Source organism: Streptomyces sp. NPDC001380 (assembly GCF_042895785.1).
Lineage (GTDB): Bacteria > Actinomycetota > Actinomycetes > Streptomycetales > Streptomycetaceae > Peterkaempfera.
Window position 1 is genome coordinate 50,426 of the sequence record NZ_JBIAWP010000014.1, and the last position, 24,864, is coordinate 75,289.

General features: G+C 75.5%; 18 protein-coding genes. 11 read left to right on the plus strand and 7 right to left on the minus strand.

The window, feature by feature from the left end:
* The first annotated feature begins 695 nt into the window (after positions 1 to 695).
* The 5 genes from leuS (at position 696) to ACFY07_RS18465 (ending at position 9,804) form a co-directional block, all read left to right on the plus strand.
* Positions 696 to 3,590, plus strand: coding sequence for a leucine--tRNA ligase (leuS, locus tag ACFY07_RS18445; RefSeq protein ID WP_390869694.1), 2,895 nt, complete (start codon positions 696 to 698; stop codon positions 3,588 to 3,590).
* 360 nt (positions 3,591 to 3,950) lie between these two features.
* On the plus strand, positions 3,951 to 4,691 hold the full coding sequence (locus ACFY07_RS18450; RefSeq protein WP_390869696.1) for a hypothetical protein: 741 nt from the start codon (positions 3,951 to 3,953) through the stop codon (positions 4,689 to 4,691).
* An 89-nt stretch (positions 4,692 to 4,780) separates the two neighbouring features.
* Positions 4,781 to 5,626 carry a DegV family protein gene (locus ACFY07_RS18455; protein ID WP_390869698.1) on the plus strand — a complete coding sequence of 282 codons (846 nt, stop codon included), beginning with the start codon at positions 4,781 to 4,783 and terminating at the stop codon, positions 5,624 to 5,626.
* A gap of 736 nt (positions 5,627 to 6,362) precedes the next feature.
* Positions 6,363 to 7,253: a helix-hairpin-helix domain-containing protein gene (locus tag ACFY07_RS18460; RefSeq protein ID WP_390869700.1), complete on the plus strand. Its 891-nt coding sequence runs from the start codon at positions 6,363 to 6,365 to the stop codon at positions 7,251 to 7,253.
* 28 nt (positions 7,254 to 7,281) lie between these two features.
* On the plus strand, positions 7,282 to 9,804 hold the full coding sequence (locus ACFY07_RS18465; RefSeq protein WP_390869702.1) for a ComEC/Rec2 family competence protein: 2,523 nt from the start codon (positions 7,282 to 7,284) through the stop codon (positions 9,802 to 9,804).
* A gap of 294 nt (positions 9,805 to 10,098) precedes the next feature.
* On the opposite strand, the gene ACFY07_RS18470 is transcribed toward ACFY07_RS18465, so the two are convergent.
* Complete coding sequence (locus ACFY07_RS18470; RefSeq protein ID WP_390869704.1) at positions 10,099 to 10,584, minus strand: MarR family winged helix-turn-helix transcriptional regulator; 486 nt, start codon at positions 10,582 to 10,584, stop codon at positions 10,099 to 10,101.
* A 97-nt stretch (positions 10,585 to 10,681) separates the two neighbouring features.
* On the opposite strand from ACFY07_RS18470, the gene ACFY07_RS18475 reads away from it, so the two are divergent.
* Positions 10,682 to 11,245: a carboxymuconolactone decarboxylase family protein gene (locus tag ACFY07_RS18475; protein WP_390869706.1), complete on the plus strand. Its 564-nt coding sequence runs from the start codon at positions 10,682 to 10,684 to the stop codon at positions 11,243 to 11,245.
* Between the two features lie 168 nt (positions 11,246 to 11,413).
* Here the strand turns inward: ACFY07_RS18475 and ACFY07_RS18480 are convergent, their stop codons facing one another.
* Complete coding sequence (locus ACFY07_RS18480; RefSeq protein ID WP_390869708.1) at positions 11,414 to 11,707, minus strand: hypothetical protein; 294 nt, start codon at positions 11,705 to 11,707, stop codon at positions 11,414 to 11,416.
* 281 nt (positions 11,708 to 11,988) lie between these two features.
* On the opposite strand from ACFY07_RS18480, the gene holA reads away from it, so the two are divergent.
* Positions 11,989 to 12,981 carry a DNA polymerase III subunit delta gene (holA, locus tag ACFY07_RS18485; protein ID WP_230649943.1) on the plus strand — a complete coding sequence of 331 codons (993 nt, stop codon included), beginning with the start codon at positions 11,989 to 11,991 and terminating at the stop codon, positions 12,979 to 12,981.
* A 495-nt stretch (positions 12,982 to 13,476) separates the two neighbouring features.
* Here holA and rpsT read toward each other — a convergent pair whose 3' ends face one another.
* Both rpsT and ACFY07_RS18495 read right to left on the minus strand, forming a co-directional pair.
* Entirely contained in the window at positions 13,477 to 13,746 is a 270-nt protein-coding gene (rpsT, locus tag ACFY07_RS18490; RefSeq protein ID WP_230649940.1) for a 30S ribosomal protein S20, read from the minus strand.
* A 118-nt stretch (positions 13,747 to 13,864) separates the two neighbouring features.
* Entirely contained in the window at positions 13,865 to 14,170 is a 306-nt protein-coding gene (locus ACFY07_RS18495; protein WP_390869711.1) for an antibiotic biosynthesis monooxygenase family protein, read from the minus strand.
* A gap of 60 nt (positions 14,171 to 14,230) precedes the next feature.
* Between ACFY07_RS18495 and ACFY07_RS18500 the strand changes: the two genes are divergently transcribed.
* Both ACFY07_RS18500 and lepA read left to right on the plus strand, forming a co-directional pair.
* Entirely contained in the window at positions 14,231 to 14,653 is a 423-nt protein-coding gene (locus ACFY07_RS18500; RefSeq protein ID WP_390869713.1) for a hypothetical protein, read from the plus strand.
* Between the two features lie 68 nt (positions 14,654 to 14,721).
* Positions 14,722 to 16,596, plus strand: a complete 1,875-nt coding sequence (gene lepA / locus ACFY07_RS18505) for a translation elongation factor 4 (protein ID WP_390869715.1) — start codon at positions 14,722 to 14,724, stop codon at positions 16,594 to 16,596.
* A gap of 161 nt (positions 16,597 to 16,757) precedes the next feature.
* Here the strand turns inward: lepA and ACFY07_RS18510 are convergent, their stop codons facing one another.
* Positions 16,758 to 18,656: an ABC transporter ATP-binding protein gene (locus ACFY07_RS18510; RefSeq protein WP_390869864.1), complete on the minus strand. Its 1,899-nt coding sequence runs from the start codon at positions 18,654 to 18,656 to the stop codon at positions 16,758 to 16,760.
* Between the two features lie 59 nt (positions 18,657 to 18,715).
* The gene (locus ACFY07_RS18515) at positions 18,716 to 20,449 is read right to left on the minus strand and encodes an ABC transporter ATP-binding protein (RefSeq protein ID WP_390869717.1); all 1,734 of its coding nucleotides are present in this window, start codon (positions 20,447 to 20,449) and stop codon (positions 18,716 to 18,718) included.
* Positions 20,450 to 20,777: 328 nt separating this feature from the next.
* Here ACFY07_RS18515 and ACFY07_RS18520 point away from each other — a divergent pair, with 328 nt between their 5' ends.
* Together ACFY07_RS18520 and hemW are read left to right on the plus strand one after the other, a co-directional pair.
* Entirely contained in the window at positions 20,778 to 22,676 is a 1,899-nt protein-coding gene (locus tag ACFY07_RS18520; protein WP_390869719.1) for an AMP-dependent synthetase/ligase, read from the plus strand.
* A gap of 79 nt (positions 22,677 to 22,755) precedes the next feature.
* Entirely contained in the window at positions 22,756 to 23,985 is a 1,230-nt protein-coding gene (hemW, locus tag ACFY07_RS18525; RefSeq protein ID WP_390869721.1) for a radical SAM family heme chaperone HemW, read from the plus strand.
* Between the two features lie 30 nt (positions 23,986 to 24,015).
* Here the strand turns inward: hemW and ACFY07_RS18530 are convergent, their stop codons facing one another.
* Complete coding sequence (locus ACFY07_RS18530; protein WP_390869723.1) at positions 24,016 to 24,855, minus strand: DUF3097 domain-containing protein; 840 nt, start codon at positions 24,853 to 24,855, stop codon at positions 24,016 to 24,018.
* Positions 24,856 to 24,864 lie beyond the last annotated feature (9 nt).

Below are 24,864 nucleotides of genomic sequence, written 5' to 3' on the forward strand. Positions count from 1 at the left end.
GGTCTTGGCCCGAAAGCCGATGACACGGCGATGCTATAGCCGCGGCAGTGGCCGGAACGGCCCCGGAGGCATTACCGGGAATTCTCCACCGCCACCGTTAGGGGCCTCTTAGGACTCACTTAGGGTAGGGGCCGCAGCCGGTGCTTATGACCGTTTTGCGGGCATGTTGCGCGCCTTCCGTTGCCGTCCGGGGCCTCCAGCCGTCATTCCTCCGTAAGGAGTCCCGGGAAAGGGGAATCCTCCGGGGAATTCCCCGGCTGCCTTTCCTGAGGATTCCCGGGGTATTGTCGGGGGCTTTCCCGGGGGCCTCCGGTGCGCTTCCGCCCGGGGAGCGCGGCCCGCTCCCCCGACGCCTCGCCCGCTGCCCCGCCCCGGCCCCGCACCGTCGCCGGGCGCGGCCGGTCCGGCCCGGCGCGCGGCCGCCTCCCGCGCGCCCCGTCCGCGCGGTGCGGCGCACCCCTCCCCGGTGCGGCCCCGGCGCCCCGCCGGCGGTCCGAGCGGGCCGTGGCGCCCCTGCGGTACCCTGACCCCGTGCGAACCGTGCGCCTGCTCCTTAGCCGGCCGCGCTGACCAGTACCGGCCGACGCCTGGCGGACAGGCCGGAGTCGGCGCGGCGACCCCTCATGCAGAGGGGTTTTTTCATTTCCGGCTGACGTGACGGTCCGCAACCTGACACCGATGGAGTCCTGAGGACGATGAGCGAGACGACCCCTGCTGCTGCGGGCGCGGCCGAGACCGCCGCCGGCGAGCCCTTCCGGTACACAGCCGCGCTGGCTGCCGACATCGAGGCGCGCTGGCAGGACCTCTGGGAGAAGGAGGGGACGTTCCACGCCCCCAACCCGGCCGGTCCGCTGGCCGACCCGGCGGCCGGCGACGTCTCCGCGAAGCCGCACGCCTTCATCATGGACATGTTCCCGTACCCGTCCGGGTCGGGCCTGCACGTCGGCCACCCCCTGGGGTACATCGCCACCGACGTCTACGCCCGCTACAAGCGGATGACCGGGCACAACGTCCTGCACACCCTGGGCTACGACGCCTTCGGCCTGCCCGCTGAGCAGTACGCGGTGCAGACCGGCACCCACCCCCGGGTCTCCACCGAGGCGAACATCGAGGTCTTCCGCGCCCAGCTGCGCCGCCTGGGCCTGGGCCACGACAGCCGCCGGTCGGTCACCACCATCGACCCGGACTACTACCGCTGGACGCAGTGGATCTTCCTGCAGATCTTCGACTCCTGGTACGACGGGTCCGCCGGCCGCGCCCGCCCCATCGCCGAGCTGGTCGCGCAGTTCGCCTCCGGCGAGCGCCCCACCCCCGACGGCCGCCCCTGGGCCGAGCTGAGCCCCGCCGAGCGCGACGAGGTCCTGGGCGACCACCGCCTGGCCTACGCCAAGGAGGTGCCGGTCAACTGGTGCCCCGGCCTGGGCACCGTGCTGGCCAACGAGGAGGTCACCGCCGACGGCCGCTCCGAGCGCGGCAACTTCCCCGTCTTCAAGGCCAAGCTGCGCCAGTGGATGATGCGGATCACCGCCTATGCGGACCGCCTGATCTCCGACCTGGACCTGCTGGACTGGCCCGAGGCCATCAAGCTGCAGCAGCGCAACTGGATCGGCCGCTCCGAGGGCGCCCGCGTCGACTTCGCCGTGGACGCCGACGGCGGGGCCGCGGTCACCGTCTTCACCACGCGCCCCGACACCCTGTTCGGCGCCACCTACATGGTGCTGGCGCCCGAGCACGACCTGGTCGACCGCATCGTCCCCGCCGCCTGGCCCGAGGGCGTCCGCGAGGACTGGACCGGCGGCGCCGCCACCCCCGCCGAGGCCGTCGCCGCCTACCGCGCCGAGGCCGCCGCCAAGTCCGACGTCGAGCGGCAGGCCGACGCCAAGGTCAAGACCGGCGTCTTCACCGGCGCCTACGCCGTCAACCCCGTCAGCGGCGAGCGGGTCCCCGTCTTCGTCGCCGACTACGTGCTGATGGGCTACGGCACCGGCGCCATCATGGCCGTGCCCGCCCACGACCACCGCGACTTCGCCTTCGCCCGCGCCTTCGGCCTGCCGATGCGCTGCGTCGTGCAGCCCGACGACGGCCGCGGCACCGACCCCTCGACGTGGGACGACGCCTTCACCTCCTACGACGCGGCGATCGTCCACTCCGCCAACGACTCCGTGACCCTGGACGGCCTGGGCGTCGTCGAGGCCAAGAAGCGGATCACCGCCTGGCTGTCCGAGCGCGGCCTGGGCGAGGGCACCGTCAACTACCGCCTGCGCGACTGGCTGTTCAGCCGCCAGCGCTACTGGGGCGAGCCCTTCCCGATCGTCTACGACGAGGACGGCGTCGCCCACGCGCTGCCCGAGTCGATGCTGCCGGTCGAGCTGCCCGAGATCGACGACTACTCGCCGCGCACCTTCGACCCCGACGACGCCGACACCTCCCCCGAGACCCCGCTGTCCCGGGCCGAGGAGTGGGTGAACGTCGAGCTGGACCTGGGCGACGGCCCGAAGCGCTACCGCCGCGAGACCAACACCATGCCCAACTGGGCCGGCTCCTGCTGGTACGAGCTGCGCTACGTCGACCCGGTCTCCGCCGACCGCGTCGTCGACCCCGCCGCCGAGCAATACTGGATGGGCCCGCGCCACGGCAAGCCCGCCGGCGGCGCCGACCTGTACGTCGGCGGCGCCGAGCACGCCGTGCTGCACCTGCTGTACGCCCGCTTCTGGCACAAGGTCCTGTTCGACCTGGGGCACGTCTCGTCCTTCGAGCCGTTCCACAAGCTGTACAACCAGGGCATGATCACCGCCTACGTCTTCCGGGACGAGCGCGGCTTCCCCGTCCCCGCCGCCGAGGTCGAGGAGCGCGACGGCCGGTACTACTGGGAGGGCCGGGAGGTCCGCCGCGAGGCGGGCAAGATGGGCAAGTCCCTGAAGAACACCGTCGCCCCCGACCAGATCGCCGAGCAGTACGGCGCCGACACGCTGCGCCTGTACGAGATGGCGATGGGCCCCCTGGACGTCTCCCGCCCCTGGGAGGAGCGGGCCGTCGTCGGCTCCTACCGCTTCCTGCAGCGGCTGTGGCGCAACATCGTCGACGAGGAGACCGGCGAGACGGTCGTCACCGACGAGGAGCCGGACGACGCCACCCTGCGCGCCCTGCACCGCGCGGTCGACGGCATCCGCGGCGACATGGAGGGGCTGCGCTTCAACACCGCGGTCGCCAAGGCCACGGAGCTCAACAACCACCTGGTCAAGCGCGGTTCCACCCCCCGCTCCGTCGCCGAGCGGCTGGTGCTGCTGGTGGCCCCGCTGGCGCCGCACATCACCGAGGAGCTGTGGCGCCGCCTGGGCCACGGCGAGTCGCTGGCCTTCGCCGACTACCCGGTCGCCGACCCGGCGTACCTGGTCGACGAGACCGTCACCTGCGTCGTCCAGATCAAGGGCAAGGTCAAGGCCCGGCTGGAGGTGCCGCCCGGCATCGCCGACGCCGAGCTGGAGGCGCTGGCCCTGGCCGACGAGGCCGTGGTCCGGGCCGTGGGCGGCGCGCCGGTGCGCAAGGTCGTCGTGCGGGCGCCGAAGCTGGTCAACATCGTCACCGGCTGACGGCCGGGGACCGGCCGGACCGGCCGGATCGGCGGCGGGGCCGGCCGCAGGGGTTCTGCCCCTGCGGCCGGCCCCGCCGCATGTCCGGCCCCGGCCCGTGGCGGTCCGCCCCGGTCCCGCCGCATGTCCGGCCCCGGCCCGTGGCGGTCCGCCCCGGTCCCGCCGCATGTCCGGCCCCGGCCCGCTCCGTGCGGGTTCTGCCGCACGTCAGGGGTGCCTCGCGTCAGGGACAACCCCCACTCGTCCCTGAACTCCTCCGCTCCGCCCGGATTGCCGGGTCCCCCGGGGCGGGCCTCGGGCTACCGTGGGGGGACCGCCCCGGACGACCGGACCGGGGCAGCCCGCACGGAGGTGGCACCCATGGAGGCGGTCGGCATCGTGGTCGGCGTCATCGCGCTGCTCGTCCTCGGCCTGCTCGCCCTCCTGGCGGTGGCCGCGGTCAAGGCCGGCAGGGCGGTGGGCCGCAAGGTCGAGGAGCACGGCGACCGGGCCCGCCGCGCGGTCGAGGACGCGGCGCTCAAGGCCCGCAAGTACACCCAGGCCGGTCCGCAGGGCCGGATCGCCGCCCTCCGTCTGGAGGTCCGCGAGTCGCTCACCGCCACCCGCCGCGTGCTGGAGTCCGGCGTCGGTGCGGACCCCCAGCTCGGCGACGCCCTCCAGCTCCTCGCCCGCCTCGACGAGCACGCCCGCGCCCTCGACGGGGAGCTGCGCCTGCTGGAGCGGGAGCCCGGAGCCCCGCGGGTCGACGCACGGCTGCCCGGGCTGCGCGAACGGGCCGGACGCCTCACCCACGCGGCCGAGTCGCTGCGCTGGGCGGCCCAGGACCGCGCCCACCACTTCTCCGACAGCGACCTGGCGCGGCTGGGCCGGGAGTGCGAGACGGAGGCCGGGGCGCTCCGCCACTGGGCCCCGGCCGCGCCGCCGGCCCCGGGGTCCCCCGAGCCCGCCTCCGCCCCGGCCCCCGCGCCCGCCGATGCGGCCGGTCCCCGCCCGCGGCGCGGGATCTCCGCCGGGCGCACGCCGAGCGCGGCCGACGCCCTGGGGCTCGCGGACCGCCTCCGCAAGCCCCGCCCCGAGCCCGGCGCTCCCACCGCCGGCTGACCGGGGACCCGCCGCCACCTGCGGGGGAGCGCCCTCCGTCCCCCCGGGCCCCTGTCCCGCGCCGCCCCCCTGCGGGTAACCTCCCGCACATGCCCGCCCACGTCGCCCTCGTCACCGATTCCACGGCCTACCTGCCGCAGGACGCCGTGGACCGCCACCGGATCGGCGTGGTGCCGCTCAGCGTGGTGGTCGGCGACGAGGTCCTGGCCGAGGGGATCGAGGCGTCGCCCAAGGACGTCGCCCAGGCCCTGCGGGCACGCCGGACGGTGACCACCTCCCGGCCGGGCCCGGAGGCGTTCGCCGCCGCCTACCGCGCCGCCGCCGAGGCCGGTGCGGACGCCGTGGTGTCGGTCCACCTCTCCGCCGAGCTCTCCGGCACCCATGAGGCCGCGCAGCTCGCCGCGGCCTCCGCCGGGCTGCCCGTCGAGGTCGTCGACACCCGCCTGGTGGGCATGGCGCTGGGGTACTGCGTGCTCGCCGCGGCCGAGGCCGCGGAGCGGGGCTGCGGGCCGGAGGAGGTCGCGGAGGCCGCCGGGCGCCGTGCGGCCGGGGCCGCGGGCTACTTCTACGTCGACACCCTCGAGTACCTGCGGCGCGGCGGGCGCATCGGTGCGGCCCGCGCGCTGCTGGGCTCCGCGCTGGCCGTCAAACCGCTGCTCCACCTGGCGGGCGGCCGCATCGAGCCGCTGGAGAAGGTCCGCACGGCCTCCCGGGCCATCGCCCGGCTGGAGGAGCTCGCCGTGGAGCGGGCCGGCGAGGCCGAGGTCGACGTCGCCGTCCACCACCTCGCCGCGGAGGACCGCGCCGAGCCCCTCGCCGAGCGGCTGCGCGGCCGCATCCCCGGCCTGCGCGACCTGTACGTCGGCGAGGTCGGCGCCGTCATCGGCGCCCACGTGGGGCCGGGCCTGCTGGCGGTGGTGGTGTCGCCCCGCTGACGGTGGCCGGGGCGGTGGCGGTGGCAGCGGTGACGGTGGCGGTGGCAGCGGTGACGGTGGTAAGGCCGGCGGGACCGGGCCGGGCGGGCTCCTTTTCACCCCCACGGGTGAACGGAGTCGTCCACACCCCGGGGTTGTCCACAGCCTGCTGGCCGTTCCGCCCACGGGTCGCCGGCCTCGCCTAGCGTCCCGGGGCATGAGTCCCACGACCCCGTCCGGCACCCGCCGCCGGGAGGTGAGCGCGCTCGTCCGCCACCGCCTGGAGGCCGTCCTGCCGCAGCCGCAACTCCGACCGCAGTCCCAGCAGCAGTCGGCCCCGCTCGCGTCCAGGGGCTCCGCGCCGCTGCACGCGGCCGACCCCGTCTCCGCCGCGGGGACCGGGCAGCTGTACGCCCTCCACGATCCCGGTCCCGGTCCCGGTCCCGGTCCCGGTCCCGGTCCCGGTCTTTCCTTCCGCCCGGGTCCGCCCCCGGCCCCTCCCGTGACCCTGCCCCCGCCTCCGCCCGAATCCCCGCCCCCGTTCCCGTGGCCGGAGGCCGCCGACCCGCACCGGCCGACCCGTGCCGCCGCAGTCGGCGGGTCCCCGCAGGAGGCGTCCGGTCCGCCACCGTTTCCCCTCCCGTTCCCGATGGCGGACACCGCTGGTGCGCGGGAGCCGTCGGGCTCCCTGCCCGGGAGGGCTCCAGGGCGCCGCCGCGCGCGGCACCGCCCCACCGGCCGCCGTCCCGGCCCGGACGTGCTCCCTCCCGCAGCGGACACCGGCCGCACGCCCCCCTCCTCCCCGCAGACCCACGGCATCGACGACACCGGCGGCACCGACGACACCTGCGACGACGGCTACGAGGTCACCTACGACGTCACCTGCGACGGCGGCACGGACGCGGCCCGTGCCGCCGTACGCACCCGGGCCCGGGCCGGAACCCCTCCCGACCGGTGGGCCGCGCGACTCGCCCGCGCCCTGTCCGACCTGCCGGACCTCGACCGCCGCGCCGTCGCCGGACTGGTGGTGCTCCTCCTGCTGGCCGTCGGCTACGGCGTGCAGCACTTCCGGTCCGCCCGGCCCCGCTCCGTCCCGGTCCCGTCGGTCGCGGTGCCCGGCGGCGCTCCCGGACCCATCCCCGCGGCTGCCGCGCTCGCCCCGTCCGGCCCGGGTCCGGTCGGCGCCCTTCCCCGCCCCTCGCCCGGGCCCGCCGCCCAGGTGGTGGTGGACGTCTCCGGCAAGGTCCGCCGTCCGGGGCTGCGGACCCTGCCGCGCGGTTCGCGGGTGGCGGACGCCCTCCGGGCCGCCGGCGGTCCGCGACGCGGTGCCGACACCACCGGCCTCAACCTCGCCCGCGTCCTCGTCGACGGCGAGCAGATCCTCGTCGGCGCGTCCGCCGCACCGGGTTCACCGGCTGCGCCGCCGCCCCCTGGTGCGGCGGGCGGCCGTCCCACCGTCCCGGTCAGCCTCAACACCGCCAGCGCCGAGCAGCTCGACTCCCTGCCGGGCGTGGGACCCGTCCTCGCCGGCCACATCGTCGAGTACCGCGAGGCCCACGGAGGCTTCACCGCCCTGGACCAGCTGCAGCAGGTCGCGGGCATCGGAGCCCGCAAGTACGCCGACCTCCGTCCGCTGGTCACCCTCTGATGACGGGGCGACCCGGACCCGGTCCCGCATGAACAGCCCTCCTCCCGCCCCCACGCGGCGCACGAGCCGGCCTCCGTCCCCGAACCCCGGCCCCGTCCGGGATCCCCGCCCGGACCCGTACCCGGATCCGGCGCTCCGCCCCGACCTGCGGCTGCTGCCGCCCGCGGCCGCTGCCTGGGCCACCACCGCGGTGCTGCTCACCTCCGGCCCCGGCCGCGCCCCGGCCGTCCTCGCCGGCGCCGCGGCGGCCGTCCTCACCGCCGCCGTGCTCCTGGTCCGCGGCCGCCGCCATGCCGTCCCCGCCCTGCTGCTGACCGCCGCGGCCGCCGCCGTGACCACCACCCTCCACACCGCCGACCTCCACCGCGGCCCGATCCCCGCCCTCGCCCGGACCCGGGCCCACGCCGCCGTCGACCTCACCCTCACCGGGGACCCGGTCGCCCACGGCCCCCGCGTCCGCGGCTCCGGGCGCGGTCAGGGCACCGTCACCGTCCACGCCCGGGCCGACCTGGTCACCTCGGGAGGCGCCGCGACCGCCACCCGCACCCCCGTGGTCCTGACCGCCCAGGGCCGGGAGGCGGCCCGGTGGCTCACCCTGGCCCCCTCCACCCGCCTCGCCGCGGACGTCACCGTGCTCCCGTCCGACGACCCGTCCGAACCGGTCGCCGCCGTCCTGCTGACCCGGGGACCGCCCCGGCTGCTCGCCCCGCCCACGGCCGTGCAGCGGGCGGCCGCAGGCCTGCGCGCCGGGCTGCGCCGCGCTGCGGACCCCCTCCCGCCCGACGCCCGAGCCCTGCTGCCGGGCCTCGTCACGGGCGACACCTCCCGCATCCCCGACGACCTCCACGACGCCTTCCGCGCCACCGACCTGGCGCACGTCCTCGCCGTCAGCGGTGCGAACCTCTCGATCCTGCTCGCCGTCCTCCTCGGCGCCCCCACCCGCGCCGCCACCCCCGAGCGCGGCGGACTGGCCGCCCGGCTCGGCCTGCCGCTGCGCACCACGGCCGCCCTGGGCGCCGCCCTCACCGCCTCCTTCGTCGTCCTCTGCCGCCCCGAGCCCAGCGTGCTGCGGGCCGCCGCCACCGGGCTGGTCGGCCTGCTGGCCGTCGCCACCGGACGCCGCAGCCACGCCCTGACCGCACTCGCCGCAGCCGTCCTGCTGCTCGTCCTCTCCGACCCGTGGCTCGCCCGGGACTACGGCTTCCTGCTCTCCGTGCTCGCCACGACGGGGCTGCTCACCCTGGGGCCGCGCTGGTCCGCGGGCCTGCTCCGCCGCGGCTGGCCGGCCCGCCTCGCCGAGGCGACCGGCGCCGCCTGCGCCGCGCAGGCGTTCTGCGGTCCGGTCATCGTCGTCCTGACCGCCCGGGTCAGCCTCGTCGCCGTCCCCTGCAACCTGCTCGCCGAACCGGCCGTGGCCCCGGCCACCCTGCTCGGCTTCGCCGCCCTCGCGGCCGCCCCCGTCTCCGGCACCGCGGCCGCCCTCCTCGCCCGCCTGGCGGGCGTGCCCGCCGGCTGGCTGGCCACCGTGGCCCGGCACGGCGCGGCCCTGCCCGGCGCGGAGGCCTCCTGGCCCGCGGGCGTGCCGGGGGCGGCCCTGCTCGTCGCGGCCACCGCCGCCGCGGCCTGCGCGCTCCCCGCCGTCCTGCCCCGGCTGCGCCGCCACCCCGCCCTGGCCGCGCTGCTTGCCTCCGCCGTGCTCGCCCTCCTGCTCCGGCCGCCCGCCCTCACCCGGATCACCACCGGCTGGCCGCCCCCCGGCTGGCGGCTCGTCATGTGCGACGTCGGCCAGGGCGACATGGCCGTCCTGCCCGCCGGACCGGGCACGGCCCCCGGCACCGCCGTCGTCGTCGACACCGGCCCGGACCCGCACGCCGCCGACGCCTGCCTCCGCTCACTCGGCGTCACCCGGATCGCCCTGGTGATCCTCACCCACTTCCACGCCGACCACGTCGAGGGGCTCCCCGGGGTGCTGCGCGGCCGTTCCGTCGGCGCCGTCCAGACCACCGTGCTGGACGACCCGCCGGGGGAGGAGGCCAGAGTGCTGCGCTGGACCGCCCGCGCCGGAGTGCCCGTCGTCCGCGCCCTGCCCGGTGAGCACCGGACCGCCGCACCCGGCGTGGCCTGGGACGTCCTCTGGCCCGCCGGTCCGCCCACCCCGGACACCCCCGGGCCGAACAACGCCAGCGTCGTCGCGGTGGCGACCGTCGGCGGCCTGCGGATCGCCCTCCTCGGCGACCTCGAACCGGCCGCCCAGGCACGGCTGCTCGCCGCCGACCCGGCCGCGCTCCACGAGGTGGACGTCCTGAAGGTCGCCCACCACGGCTCGGCCCGCCAGGACTGGTCCCTCGCCGCGCTCCTGCACCCCCGCCTCGCCCTGGTCTCCTGCGGGAAGGACAACCCCTACGGGCATCCGGCCCCCGGCACCGTCGCCCGGCTCCGCGCCCTGGGCGCCACGGTGCTGCGCACCGACACCTCCGGCGACATCGCCGTCCTCGGCGGCGGCCGGGCGGCCCTCCGCGCCGTCGTCCACCCCCACCGGCCCGGCGGGTGAGCGCCCGCCGCACGGCCCGCACGGCCCGGACGGTCCGCACGGTCCGCGCCCCCGTCCTCGCCGGCCGGGCCGGGCGCGGCACGGGCCCGGTCGGGGCACGACGGCGCTCCGGGCCGCGCGTCCCGACGGCCTCCGGCCCTCGGCCCCGCCGCGCCGTGCGGCCGTCCCTTCCGGGCCGACCGCCCGGACTGCACCGGATCGCCCGGATCGCCAAGACCGCCCGGACCGCCGCGACCCGGTCGCGCGGGCGACCGCCGACGGCGGCTGACCGGACCGTGCGCCGCGCACACCGGGTCAGCCGCCGAACCACCCTGCCGCGTCGAGCCGGAAGGCCGGTCCCGGGACGACCGCCCGCAGGGCGTCCTCCAGGTCGCCCAGGCGTTCCGCGCCCAGGGACTCGGCCCAGCGGGCCCGCAGTTCCTCGAACACGGCCGCCGAGCGGACGAGCGCGTCGACGCCGCGCGGGGTGAGCCGGATGATCCTGCGCCTGGCGTCCGCCGGGTCGCCGGTCCGCTCGGCGTAGCCCAGCGCCTCCAGCCGGTCCGCCGTCTTCCCCGCCGCCTGCTTGGAGACGCCGAGGCGCCGCCCCAGCTCGCCGGCGGTCGTGCCGGCCGTCCCGACGGCCTGCAGGGCGAACCCGTGGGCCGGCCGCAGGTCGGGGTGGCCCTGCACGGCCAGTTCGGCGTGGAGCTGGTCGATGAGGGAGCGGAACCCCGCGAACAGCAGCAGGGGAAGTTCGAACCCGTGGGTGGCCCGGCGGTCCCGTGGAGCGTCAGCCATTGCGCAATCCGACAACCTGGTTTACCTTTTCGTCAACCATGTTGTCCATCTTAGGGCGCGGCCCCTCCGGCCGCACCCTGGGGAGGATCGATCCGCCATGACCCCGAACCCCTTCACCGACCACACGCCCGACTCCGCGCCCGACGGTTCCCGCAGGCTGATGGAGGCGACCGAGCGCCACCTGGGCCGCCTCCCGGCCGCGGTCGCGCGCCTCGCCGAGTCGCCGCAGCTGCTGGAGGGCTTCCAGCGGCTCAGCGGACTGTTCGAGGCGTCCACCCTCGACCCGCTCGCCCGCGAGGTCGTCATCCTCACCGTCGCCACCCGCAACGCCTGCCACGTCTGCGTGGCCATGCACACGGCCAGGCTCGACGCGATGGGCGCCGGACCGGACCTCGTCGCGGCACTCCGCGAAGGACGCGTCCTGGACGACGCCCGGCTGGAGGCGGTCCGGGCCTTCGCGCTCCACGTCCTCGCCACCGCCGGGGAGACGGACCCCGAGGAGCTGCGGGCCTTCCTCGCGCACGGCCACACCGTCCGCAACGCCCTGGAGGTCGTCCTCGGCATCGGCGCGTACACCCTGTCCACGCTGGCCAACCGGATGACCCGGGCGCCGCTCGACGAGGAGCTGGCGCCCTACGCCTGGGACGGCGCCGCGGCCTGACCCCGGCCGTCCCCGTGTCCGGCCGCTCCCGCATCCGCCTGCTCCCGCGTCCGCCCGCTCCCGCGTCCGCCCGCTCCCGCGTCCGACCGCCCCGGGGCCGACGGGAGCAGCCCCGGGGCGGGCGGCCCGGCCGTCCGGCAGCGTGCCGGCGGACGCCGGGCGCGCGCGTCAGGCGTCCTCGCACCAGCCCCCGTGGCCGGCGGCGAGCCGCTCCAGGTCGTCACGCCGCGCCTCCGCCCACGCGGCGCCGGGCTGCTCCAGGACGACCAGCCACTGGGCGTCCTCGGCGTCGTCCTCCCCGGCGAGCGCCTCGCGCACCAGCTCCGGCTCGCCCAGCTCGGGCCACCGCTCCACCGCCTCGGCCGCGGCCTCCTCGGCGGTGTCGCGGTCGGGGAGCACGAGCAGTCGGCGGACGGCGCCGCCCGGGTGGGCGGGTCCTGCGAGGTCGGCGTGTTCGGTCACCCGGCCATTCTCCCCGACCCGGACGCGGGGCCCCGGCGGCAGGCCTGTGCGCTCCACGGCGGCGGGGGCGGTGCCCGCCCGCCGCCGGACCGCACGGCCGCCCCGGCCCTCCGCTGTCGACCGCCGCTCGTGCCCGTTGGTCCCGTTCCCCTCTCCGCCGTCGCGGGCCGCCCTGCCGCCGCTGCCCCTGCCCCTGCCCCTGCCCCCGCCCCGCCTCCGGCCCTCCGGAGCCGGGCTCCGCCGCTTCGGCGCTGTCGGCGCCGCATGGGATGCTGGGCGCGATGGCCAGGAAGAGCGCACCCGACGACCTGCTCGCCCCGCTGACCCTCGCGGTCGGCCAGGAGGAGCTGCTGCTGGACCGCGCCGTCGCCCAGGTGGTGGCGGCCGCGAGGGCCGCCGACCCGGACACCGACGTGCGCGACCTCGCCCCCGGCGCGCTCCAGCCGGGCACCCTGGCGGAGCTCACCACCCCGTCGCTCTTCGCCGAGCGCAAGGTGGTCGTGGTCCGCGCCGCCCAGGACCTCGCCGCCGACACCGTGAAGGACGTCAAGGCGTACATCGCCGCCCCGGCCGACGAGGTCGTCCTGGTGCTGGTCCACGCGGGCGGCGCCAAGGGCAAGGGCCTGCTGGACGCCGCGCGCAAGGCGGGCGCCCGCGAGGTCGCCTGCCCGAAGATGGCCAAGGCGGGGGAGCGGCTGGCGTTCGTCAAGGGGGAGTTCCGCACCGCCGGGCGCTCGGCCTCCGAGGAGGCGTGCCGGGCCCTGCTGGACTCGATCGGCAGCGATCTGCGCGAGCTGGCCGCCGCCGTCGGCCAGCTCGCCGCCGACACCGACGGACCGATCGACGAGGCCGTGATCGCCCGCTACTACAGCGGCCGGGCGGAGGCCACCGGCTTCGAGGTGGCCGACCTGGCCGTGACCGGCCGCACGGCCGAGGCGCTGGAGCGGCTGCGCTGGGCGCTTGCGGTGGGCCAGCCCCCCACCGGCATCACCTATGCGCTGGCGTCCGGTGTGCGCAGCATCGGCCGGCTGGCGACCGCCGGGCGCGGCATGCGGCCCGCCGACCTGGCCCGGGAGCTGGGCATGCCCCCGTGGAAGGTCGACCGGGTGCGCCAGCAGATGCGCGGCTGGACCGGTGACGGCGTCGCGACGGCGCTGACCGCGATCGCCGCGGCGGACGAGGCGGTCAAGGGCGGGTCGGACGATCCGGCCTACGCGCTGGAGCGGGCGGTCGTCACCGTCTCCCGTGCGGCGCGCTCCGGCCGGAACCACTGACGGCCCGCCGGCCCCGCCCGGCGGTTCCCTTGCGCTGCCCGACGGACTGACGGCATGACCGGCTGGCGGACGACCGGCTGACGGCCCGACCGGTCGATCGCCGCAGCGTCGCCGCCGCGGCCCTCCGCCGTCGCCGCCCCGTCGCGGAGCGTGCCAGGGCCGGTCCCGCCCGCACCCCCGACCGGCGACGGGCCCGCGGCGGCCGGCAACGGCCGGCGGCGGCCGCGAGGGGACCCGGGAGGGCCCGGGACAGCGGAAAGGCGCCGCGGCCGCCCTGGGGAGGGACTGCCGCGGCGCCTTGCCGTCAAGCGGTGTGCACCGCACCCGCGTGGCGAACGCAGGCCGCGTGCGGTGCGAGGTCGTGCTGCCGCGGGGGGACCGGGTAGAGGGCCGGTCCGTGCCGGGCGGGTGGCCGTCGACGGGGGCGGTTGAGAGGGACCGCCGGGTCCGTCCGGCCGGAGCGCCGCAGGGGCGCCGATCAGGCGTCGGCCGTGATCAGGCGTTCTGGGCGGAGTGGACGCGCTGGGCCAGGGCCGACTTCTTGTTGGCGGCCTGGTTCTTGTGGATGACGCCCTTGCTCACGGCCTTGTCGAGCTTCTGGGAGGCCTCGCGGGCCAGCACGGTGGCCTTCTCGAAGTCGCCGGCCTCGGCGGCCTCGCGGGCCTTGCGGACAGCGGTCTTCAGCGAGGACTTGACGGCCTTGTTGCGCAGGCGCGCCTTCTCGTTGGTCTTGTTCCGCTTGATCTGGGACTTGATGTTCGCCACGAAGGAGCCTCAGTCTGAGTTGGTCGGTCTTGACGGCGCGCCCGCACGGAGTGCAGGCGCAGCAGGCCACGTTACCAGGGGTGCAGCGGCCGCCCAAACCCGTCCGGGCCGGACCGCCTCACGCGTCGGCCAGCGGCTCGCCGTAGTGCTCCACCTCGGGGAACGGGTCGTAGAAGCGGTGCAGCAGCTCCCGCCAGCGTGCGTACTCCGCGGACCGCCGGAACCCCTCGGTGTGGTCCTCCAGCCGCTCCCACCCCACCTGGAGGAGGAAGCGGGAGCCGCGCCCCTCGTCCAGGCAGCGCCGCAGCTCCAGGTGCAGGAAGCCGGGCTGCGCCGCGATGAGGGGGCGGGCCTCGCGGAAGGCGGCGAGGAACGCCTCCCCCTCGCCGGGCAGGACGTCGAGCAGGGCCGATTCGAGGATCACGGGGTGTGATCCTCGCCGGACCGGCCCCCGCCGCGCCACCCCCTGTGCCAGGGTGGCCCCATGGTCCCCGTGATCCCCGGCACCGTCCGCCGTCTGCGCGGGGCCGCCTCCGGCCGCCGCTCCGCCCTCCTGCTGTCCGGCCTGCTCGCGGCTGCGGGGACGCTGCACTTCGTGCGGCCCGAGCCGTTCGACGCCCTCGTGCCGAGGGTGCTGCCGGGCGGCCCGCGCCTGTACACGCAGCTCAGCGGCGCTGCCGAGCTGGCCTGTGCCGCCGCCGTGGCGCTGCCCCGCACCCGCCGCCTGGGCGGCCTCGCCGCGGCCGGACTGTTCGCCGTGGTCTACCCGGCCAACGTGAAGATGGCGTACGACTGGCGCCGGGCCTCCCCGGCCAGGCGCGCCGTGGCGTACGGGCGGCTGCCGCTGCAGGCGCCGCTGGTCGGCTGGGCGCTCGCGGTGCGGCGCGGAGGAGCGGCGGCGCGCTGAGCGGGCCCGCCTCCGCTCGTGGGACTATGGGAGCGACGTATCGATCCCCTGAGAATCTGGACCCCCAGTTGCCCGCGACGCCGAACACCGTGCCGGAGCCCAGCCGCACCGACCCTGCGCTGATCCGGAACTTCTGCATCATCGCCCACATCGACCACGGCAAGTCGACGCTCGCCGACCGGATGCTGCAGCTCACCGGTGTCGTCGACCAGCGGCAGATGCGCGCCCAGTACCTCGACCGGATGGACATCGAGCGTGAGCGCGGCATCACCATCAAGTCGCAGGCGGTTCGCCTGCCGTGGGCGCCGGGGAGCGGCGAGGGTGCGGGACGCACCCACGTCCTCAACATGATCGACACCCCCGGCCACGTCGACTTCACCTACGAGGTGTCCCGGTCCCTGGCGGCCTGCGAGGGCACCGTCCTGCTGGTGGACGCGGCCCAGGGCATCGAGGCGCAGACCCTCGCCAACCTGTACCTGGCGCTGGAGAACGACCTCACGATCATCCCGGTCCTCAACAAGATCGACCTGCCGGCCGCGCAGCCCGAGAAGTACGCCGCCGAGCTGGCGCACATCATCGGCTGCGACCCCTCCGACGTGCTCAAGGTCAGTGCCAAGACCGGCATGGGCGTCGAGGCGCTGCTGGACGAGGTCGTCGCCAAGATCCCCGCCCCGGTGGGCAACGCCGACGCCCCCGCCCGCGCCATGATCTTCGACTCGGTGTACGACGCCTACCGCGGCGTGGTCACCTACGTCCGGGTGGTCGACGGCAACCTCACCAAGCGCGAGCGCATCGCCATGATGTCGACCGGCGCGACCCACGAACTGCTGGAGATCGGCGTCATCTCGCCCGAGCCGAAGGCCTCCGACGGCCTGGGCGTCGGCGAGGTGGGCTACCTGATCACCGGCGTGAAGGACGTCCGGCAGTCCAAGGTCGGCGACACCATCACCTCGATGCACAAGGGCGCCACCGAGGCGCTGGGCGGCTACAAGGACCCCAAGCCGATGGTGTTCTCGGGGCTGTACCCGCTGGACGGCTCGGACTACCCGCTGCTGCGCGACGCCCTGGACAAGCTGCGCCTCAACGACGCTGCCCTGGTGTACGAGCCGGAGACCTCGGTGGCGCTGGGCTTCGGCTACCGCTGCGGCTTCCTCGGCCTGCTGCACCTGGAGATCATCCGGGAGCGGCTGGAGCGCGAGTTCAACCTCGACCTCATCGCCACCGCGCCCAACGTGGTCTACCGCGTGGTGATGGAGGACGGTGTCGAGCACATCGTCACCAACCCCAGCGAGTTCCCCACCGGCAAGATCGCCGAGGTGCACGAGCCGGTGGTGCGCGGCACGATCCTGGCGCCCAACGAGTTCGTCGGCGCGATCATGGAGCTCTGCCAGGCCCGCCGCGGCAACCTCCAGGGCATGGACTACCTCTCCGAGGACCGCGTGGAGCTGCGCTACACCCTGCCCCTCGCCGAGATCGTCTTCGACTTCTTCGACCAGCTGAAGTCCAAGACCCGCGGTTACGCCTCGCTCGACTACGAGCCCATCGGCGAGCAGCAGGCCCAGCTGGTGAAGGTCGACATCCTGCTGCACGGCGACAAGGTCGACGCCTTCTCCGCGATCGTCCACAAGGACAAGGCCTACAACTACGGTGTGCAGATGGCCGGCAAGCTGCGCGAGCTCATCCCGCGCCAGCAGTTCGAGGTGCCGATCCAGGCCGCCATCGGCTCCCGGGTGATCGCCCGCGAGACCGTGCGCGCGATCCGCAAGGACGTCCTCTCCAAGTGCTACGGCGGCGACATCTCCCGCAAGCGCAAGCTGCTGGAGAAGCAGAAGGAGGGCAAGAAGCGGATGAAGATGGTGGGCCGCGTGGAGGTCCCGCAGGAGGCCTTCATCGCCGCGCTCTCCACCGACTCCGACGGCCCCGCCGACAAGAGCAAGAAGTAGCGGCCGGGAGCGGCGCGGTCCCACCGCACGCGAAGGGGGCGCACCGGCCGAGCCGGTGCGCCCCCTTCGCCGTTCCCCCGGGCGGCCCGCCGCCCGGGCCGTCCGCCGCCTGCGGCGCGGTGCAGCCCGTGGCGCCGCGCCGCCGCGCCGCCGCGCCGCCGTCAGTCGACCTCGGCGACCGCCTCGGAGAACTGCGCCGCGTACAGCCGGGCGTACGCGCCGCCCGCCGCCAGCAGCTCCTCGTGGGTGCCCTGCTCGACGATCGCGCCGGACTCCATCACCAGGATCACGTCCGCGTCCCGGATGGTGGAGAGCCGGTGGGCGATGACGAAGCTGGTCCGCCCGGTCCGCAGGGTGGCCATGGCCCGCTGGATCAGCACCTCGGTGCGGGTGTCCACCGAGCTGGTCGCCTCGTCCAGCACCAGGATCACCGGCTCCGCCAGGAAGGCGCGGGCGATGGTGACCAGCTGCTTCTCGCCGGCGCTGACGCCGGAGCCCTCCTCGTCGAGCACCGTGTCGTAGCCGTCGGGCAGTGTGCGCACGAACCGGTCGACGTGCGCCGCCCTCGCCGCCGCCACCACCGCGTCGCGGTCGGCGCCCTCGGCCCCGTAGGCGATGTTCTCCGCGATGGTGCCGCCGAAGAGCCAGGTGTCCTGCAGCACCATGCCGATGCCGGACCGCAGCTCCTCCCGGGACATGGCGGCGATGTCCGTCCCGTCCAGGGTGATCCGGCCGCCGGTGGTCTCGTAGAACCGCATCAGCAGGTTGACCAGGGTGGTCTTGCCGGCGCCGGTGGGCCCCACGATGGCGACGGTCTGGCCCGGCTCGACCTTCAGCGAGAGGTTCTCGATCAGCGGCTTGTCGGCCTCGTACCGGAAGGAGACGTCCTCGAAGGCCACCCGGCCGCGCAGCTCGGCGGGGCGCAGCGGCGCGGCGGGCTCCGGCGACTGCTCCGCGGCGTCGAGGAGGTCGAAGACCCGCTCGGCGGAGGCGACGCCGGACTGCACCAGGTTGGCCATGCTCGCCACCTGGGTGAGCGGCTGGCTGAACTGCCGCGAGTACTGGATGAACGCCTGCACCTCGCCGATGGACAGCGCGCCGGAGGCGACCCGCAGGCCGCCGACGACGGCCACCAGCACGTAGTTGAGGTTGCCGATGAACATCATCGCGGGCTGGATGATCCCGGAGATGAACTGCGCCCGGAAGCTCGACGCGTACAGCTCCTCGTTGTGCCGCCGGAAGGTCTCCGCGGCCTCCCGCTGCCGGCCGAAGACCTTGACCAGCGCGTGCCCGGTGTACATCTCCTCGATGTGGCCGTTGAGCACGCCGGTGGTCCGCCACTGGGCGACGAACTGCGGCTGCGCCCGCTTGCCGACCGCGGTCGCCACCACCACCGAGACCGGCACGGTGACCAGGGCGATCAGGGCCAGCAGCGGCGAGATCCAGAACATCATCGCGAGGACGCCGACGATGGTCAGCAGCGAGTTGACGATCTGGCCCATGGTCTGCTGGAAGGTCTGGGCGATGTTGTCGATGTCGTTGGTGGCCCGGCTCAGCACCTCGCCGCGCGGCTGCCGGTCGAAGTAGCCGAGCGGCAGCCGGGACAGCTTGGCCTCGACCTGCTCGCGCAGGCGGAAGACGGCGCGCTGGATGACGAGTGCCGCCAGTCGGCCCTGCAGGACGCCGAGGGCGCCCGCGGCGAGGTACACCACCAGCGCCCAGAGCAGCACGTGGCCGACCGCACCGAACTCGATGCCCCGCCCCGGGGTGAGGTGCATGGAGGCGAGCATGTCGGCGAGGGTGCCCTGGCCCCGCAGCCGCAGCTGTGCCACGGCCTCGGCCTGGGTGGTCCCGGCGGGCAGGCGGCGGCCCACCACGCCGGAGAAGATGAGGTCGGTGGCGTGCCCGAGGATGCGCGGACCGGCCACCGACAGGCCCACGCTGAGCACGCCGCAGGCGAGCACGGCGGCCACCAGGGCGCGCTGCGGGCGCAGCGTGCCCAGCAGCCGCTTCCCCGAGCCCTTGAAGTCCATGGACTTCTCCACCGGCCCGCCGCCCATGAAGCGGGCGGGGCCCGCCATGGGCGCCGGGCCCCGGCGCGGTACGGACTTCGGCGTACTCACGCGGCCTCCTCCTCGGTGAGCTGGGAGAGCACGATCTCCCGGTAGGTCGGGTCGCCGGCCATCAGCTCGGCGTGGGTGCCGGTGGCGACCACACGGCCCTCGTCCAGGACGACGATCCGGTCCGCGTCGCGGATGGTGCTGACCCGCTGGGCGACGATCACGACGGTGGCGTCGGCGGTCTCCCGGGCGAGGGCGGCCCGCAGGGCGGCGTCGGTGGCGTAGTCCAGGGCGGAGAAGGAGTCGTCGAAGAGGTAGATCTCCGGACGGCGCACCAGGGTCCGGGCGATGGCCAGGCGCTGCCGCTGCCCGCCGGAGAGGTTGGTGCCGCCCTGGGCGACGGGCGCCTCCAGCCCCTCGGCCAGCCCCTCGACGAAGTCGCGGGCCTGCGCGACCTCGAGGGCGTGCCACAGCTCCTTGTCGGTGGCGTCCGGGTTGCCGTAGCGCAGGTTGGAGGCGACGGTGCCGGAGAAGAGGTACGGCCGCTGCGGCACCAGGCCGACGGTGCGGGCCAGCAGCGCCGGGTCCAGCTCCCGCACGTCGACGCCGTCGACGAGCACGGAGCCGCCGGTGGCGTCGAAGAGCCGGGGCACCAGGCCCAGCAGGGTGGACTTGCCGCTGCCGGTGGAGCCGATCACGGCGGTGGTCTCGCCGGGCCGCGCCACCAGGTCGACGCCGCGCAGCACGGACTCCTCGGCGCCGGGGTAGCGGAAGTCCGCGCCGCGCAGCTCCAGGTGGCCGCTGCGGGCCAGGGTCCGGACGGGGGCGAGCGGCGGGACGACACTGGAGTCGGTGTCCAGCACCTCCCGGATGCGCTCGGCGCAGACCTCGGCGCGCGGCACCATCATGAACATGAAGGTGGCCATCATGACCGACATGAGGATCTGCATGAGGTAGCTGAGGAAGGCCGTGAGGGCGCCGATCTCCATGCCGCCGGAGTCGATCCGTTTCCCGCCGAACCAGAGCACGGCGACACCGGAGACGTTGACCACCGTCATCACGACGGGGAACATCAGCGCCATCAGGCGGCCGACCCGCAGCGAGACGTCCATCAGCTCGCCGTTGGCCCCGGCGAAGCGCTCCTGCTCGTGGCGGTCGCGGACGAACGCCCGGATCACCCGCAGGCCGCCGATCTGCTCGCGCAGCACCCGGTTGACGGTGTCGATCCGCACCTGCATGGTGCGGAACAGCGGCCGCATGCGGCGGACGATCAGGCTGACCAGGACGCCCAGCACGGGCACGATCACGACCAGCAGGGCGGAGAGCGGCACGTCCTGGTTGAGCGCCATCACGATGCCGCCGACGCACATGATCGGCGCCGACACCATGAGCGTGAAGCTCATCAGCACCAGCATCTGGACCTGCTGGACGTCGTTGGTGGTGCGGGTGATGAGCGAGGGGGCGCCGAACCGCCCGACCTCGCGGGCGGAGAAGGACTGCACCCGGTCGAAGACGCCGGCGCGCACGTCGCGGCCGAGCGCCATCGCGGTGCGGGCGCCGAAGTAGACGGCCCCGACCGCGCAGACGATCTGGACCAGGGTGACGGCGGCCATCACCCCGCCGGTGCGGAGGATGTAGCCGGTGTCCCCCTGCACGACGCCCTGGTCGATGATGTCGGCGTTGAGGGTCGGCAGGTAGAGGGTGGCGAGCGTCTGCACCAGCTGGAGCAGGACCAGGAGGGCGATCGGCTGGGTGTAGGGCCTGAGGTGGGCCCGTAGGAGTCTGATGAGCACGGAGGTCTCTCGGGCGGTGGCGGGCGGTGGCGGACGACGGCGGACGGTCGGTCGCGGACCGTGGGGGGAGGGGGTCCCGTCCCCCTGCGGGCCGCTCCATCATCGGCCATCCGGGTGCACCCGGGTACCGGATATCGGCCCCGCGGCCTCCGCGGCACTCCGCGGCACTCCGCGCCGCACCGTGTGCACCGCCTTCCACCGGCGGCTTCCCGGGTCCTGTGCCCCCTTACGTGAGGGCCGGTCTTCCCCCTACGCTGACCGTTGCTTGCGAGTTACCCGCCAGTTAACAGTGTCGTTGCGGCCGGTCGCCGGTCCCCCGGAGGTATCCGTGGATCCCACGCAGTCCCTGATCGAGAACCGGCCCGCCTCCGTGGCCCACCTCTTCCTCTCGCGGGTCGAGGCCACCCCGGACCGCCCCGCCTACCGCTATCCCGTGCCGGTGGACGAGCAGGCCGCCGACAGCGCACCGGGCGCCGAGCAGTGGCGCACCATGACCTGGGGCGGCGCAGCCGTCCGGGTGAAGGCGATCGCCGCCGGACTCATGGCGGCCGGGATCCTGCCCGAGGAGCGGGTGGCGATCTCCTCCTCCACCCGCCTGGAGTGGGTCCTCGCCGACATGGGCGTGATGTGCGCGGGCGCCGCCACCACCGCGGTGTACCCCTCCACCAACGGCGACGAGACCGCCTACATCCTCTCCGACTCCGGCAGCCGCGCCCTCTTCGCCGAGGACGGCGCGCAGCTCGCCAAGGTCCTCGGACAGCGCGACCACCTGCCCGAGCTGGGCCTCGTCGTCGTCTTCGACGCCCCCTCCGAGCTGCCCGAGGCGGAGGGCGTGGAGGTCCTCTCCCTCGCCGAGCTGGAGCGGCGCGGCGAGGTGTACCTCAAGGACCACCCGGACGCCGTCGACAAGGCCGTCCAGGCCATCGACCGGGAGCAGCTGGCCACCCTCATCTACACCTCGGGCACCACCGGCCGCCCCAAGGGCGTCCGCCTGGTCCACGACTGCTGGGCGTACCAGGCCGCCGCCCAGATCGCCTCCGGGCTGCTCACCGAGGACGACGTGCAGTTCCTGTGGCTGCCGCTCTCCCACGTCTTCGGCAAGACCCTCACCTCCGGCGCCGTGCAGCTCGGCATCGTCACCGCGGTGGACGGGCGGGTGGACCGCATCATCCACAACCTGCCGCTGGTGCGCCCCACCTACATGGCCGCGGCCCCCCGCATCTTCGAGAAGGTCTACAACGGCATCGCCGCCAAGGCCCGGGCCGAGGGGGGCGCCAAGTACCGGATCTTCCGCTGGGCGTCCGGCGTCGCGCGCGCCTACGCGAAGGCGTCGGAGGAGGCCATGGTGCGGACCGGCACCCGCTCCGTGCCGTTCGCCCTCGCCGCGCAGCACGCGGTGGCCGACCGGCTGGTCTACACGAAGATCCGCGACGCCTTCGGCGGCCGCATGCGGGCCTGCATCTCCGGCTCCGCCGCCCTGGCCCCCGACATCGGCTACTTCTTCGCCGGCGCCGGCGTCCACATCCTGGAGGGCTACGGCCTCACCGAGACCAGCGCCGGCTCCACCTGCAACCCCGGCGAGAACTACCGCGTCGGCACCGTCGGCACCCCGCTGCCGGGCACCGAGGTCCGCATCGCCGAGGACGGCGAGATCCTGCTGCGCGGCCCCGGTGTGATGCGCGGGTACCACAACCTTCCGGAGAAGACCGCCGAGGTGCTGGAGAGCGACGGCTGGTTCCACACCGGCGACATCGGCGAGGTGGACGGGGACGGCTTCGTCCGCATCACCGACCGCAAGAAGGACATGTTCAAGACCTCCGGCGGCAAGTACGTCGCCCCCACCGAGGTCGAGGGCCGCTTCAAGGCGGTCTGCCCCTTCGTCAGCAACATCCTGGTCATCGGCAACGGCCGCAACTACTGCACCGCGCTGGTCACCCTCGACGAGACGGCGATCATGCCGTGGGCTGCCTCCCACGGCCTCGGCGGCCGCTCCTACGCCGAGGTCTGCACCTCGCCCGAGGTGCACGAGCTGGTCGGCGGCTTCGTCGAGACGCTCAACGCCGGCCTGCAGCGGTGGCAGACGGTCAAGCGGTTCACCGTCCTGCCCCGCGACCTCGACATCGAGCACGGTGAGCTCACCCCGAGCCTCAAGGTCAAGCGGCCGGTGGTCGAGCGCGAGTACGCCGACGCCATCGAGGCGATGTACGACGGGGCCCGGGAGGCCTGACCCGCCCGCGGACCCGCGCGGACCCGCACCGCCCCGCCCGCCCGGCGGGGCGGTGCCGCGCATGCCGGACAATGGGTCCATGCCCTCCACCCTCCCCGACGGCGAGCCCGTCCCCGCCGACGGCGCCCTGCCCGACTCCGCCCTGGCCGGCGTCGGGGAGCGCCCCCTCGGCTTCTACGTCCACGTGCCGTACTGCGCCACCCGCTGCGGCTACTGCGACTTCAACACCTACACCGCCACCGAGCTGCGCTCCTCCGGCGCCGTCGCCTCCCAGGAGACGTACGCGCAGAACCTCGTCGCCGAGGTGCGGCTCGCCCGCCGGGTCCTCGGCGCCGCCGACGCGCCCGTCTCCACCGTCTTCGTCGGCGGCGGCACCCCCACCCTGCTGCCCGCCGCCGACCTGGTCGCGATGCTCGCCGCGGTCCGCGACGAGTTCGGCCTGGCCGACGGCGCCGAGGTCACCACCGAGGCCAACCCCGAGTCCGTCGACCCCGCCTACCTCGCCGAGCTGCGCGAGGGCGGCTTCAACCGGATCTCCTTCGGCATGCAGAGCGCCCGCCCCCACGTGCTGCGCGTCCTCGACCGGCACCACACCCCCGGCCGCCCCGAGGCGTGCGTCGCCGAGGCCCGCGCGGCCGGCTTCGACCACGTCAACCTCGACCTCATCTACGGCACCCCCGGCGAGTCCGACGACGACTGGCGCGCCTCCCTGGAGGCCGCCCTCTCCGCCGGCCCCGACCACGTCTCCGCCTACTCCCTCATCGTCGAGGAGGGCACCCGCCTCGCCGCCCGGGTCCGGCGCGGCGAGATCCCCATGACCGACGACGACGTCCACGCCGACCGCTACCTCCTCGCCGAGGAGATGCTCACCGCCGCCGGCCTGCACTGGTACGAGGTCTCCAACTGGGCGGCCTCCGAGGACGCCCGCTGCCGCCACAACGAGCTGTACTGGACCGGTGCCGACTGGTGGGGCGCGGGCCCCGGCGCGCACAGCCACGTCGGCGGCGTCCGCTGGTGGAACGCCAAGCACCCCGCCGCCTACGCCCGCGCGCTGGCCGAGGGCCGCTCGCCCGGCCAGGGCCGCGAGGTGCTCGCCGCCGAGGACCGCCGGGTCGAGCGCGTCCTGCTGGAACTGCGCCTCGTCGACGGCTGCCCCCTGGACCTGCTCGCCCCCGCGGGCCTGCGCGCCGCCGAGCGGGCCCTCGCCGACGGCCTGCTCCGCCCCGGCGCGTACGCCGACGGCCGCGCCGCCCTCACCCTGCGCGGCCGCCTCCTGGCGGACGCGCTGGTCCGCGACCTGGTCGACTGAGGGCGGCCGGCGGCGGGTGCGCCCGGCCGGTCACGGCCGGTCCGGCTCCGTGACGAAGTCGATGAGCTCCTCGACCCGGCCCAGCAGGGCCGGGTCGAGGTCGCGGTAGGAGTCCACCGAGGCGAGGATGCGGCGCCAGGCCGCCGGGGTGTCCACCGGCCAGCCCAGGCCGCGGCAGACCCCCTCCTTCCACGACTCCCCGCGCGGCACCTCCGGCCAGCCGGGGATGCCCACGCTGGAGGGCTTCACCGCCTGCCAGACGTCGACGTAGGGGTGGCCCACCACCAGCACGTCCGCGCCGGTGACACGGTCGGCGATCCGCTGCTCCTTCGAGCCGGGCACCAGGTGGTCGACCAGGACGCCCAGGCGGCGGCCCGGACCGGGGGCGAACTCCGCGACGATCGCGGGCAGGTCGTCCACGCCCTCCAGGTACTCCACCACCACGCCCTCGATGCGCAGGTCGTCGCCCCAGACCCGCTCCACCAGCTCGGCGTCGTGGCGGCCCTCCACGTAGATCCGCGACCCGCGGGCGACGCGCGCCCGCGCGCCCGGCACGGCGACCGAGCCGGAGGCGGTGCGCCCGGGGCGCCGGGGCACGGCGGGAGCGGCGGCGGCCGGGCGGACCAGGGTGACGGCCCTCCCCTCCAGCAGGAAGCCGCGCGGCGCCATCGGGAAGACCCGATGCCTGCCGAAGCGGTCCTCCAGGGTGACCGTGAACCCCTCGGCCGTCCTCTCGCAGCGCACCACCGCCCCGCAGAAGCCGGTCCCCGGCTCCTCGACCACCAGGCCGGGGTCGGCGGGCACCTCCGGCGCGGGCCGCTGCCGCTTCCACGGCGGGGTCAGGTCGGGGCCGTACTGCCTGCTGCGCATCCGGGGATT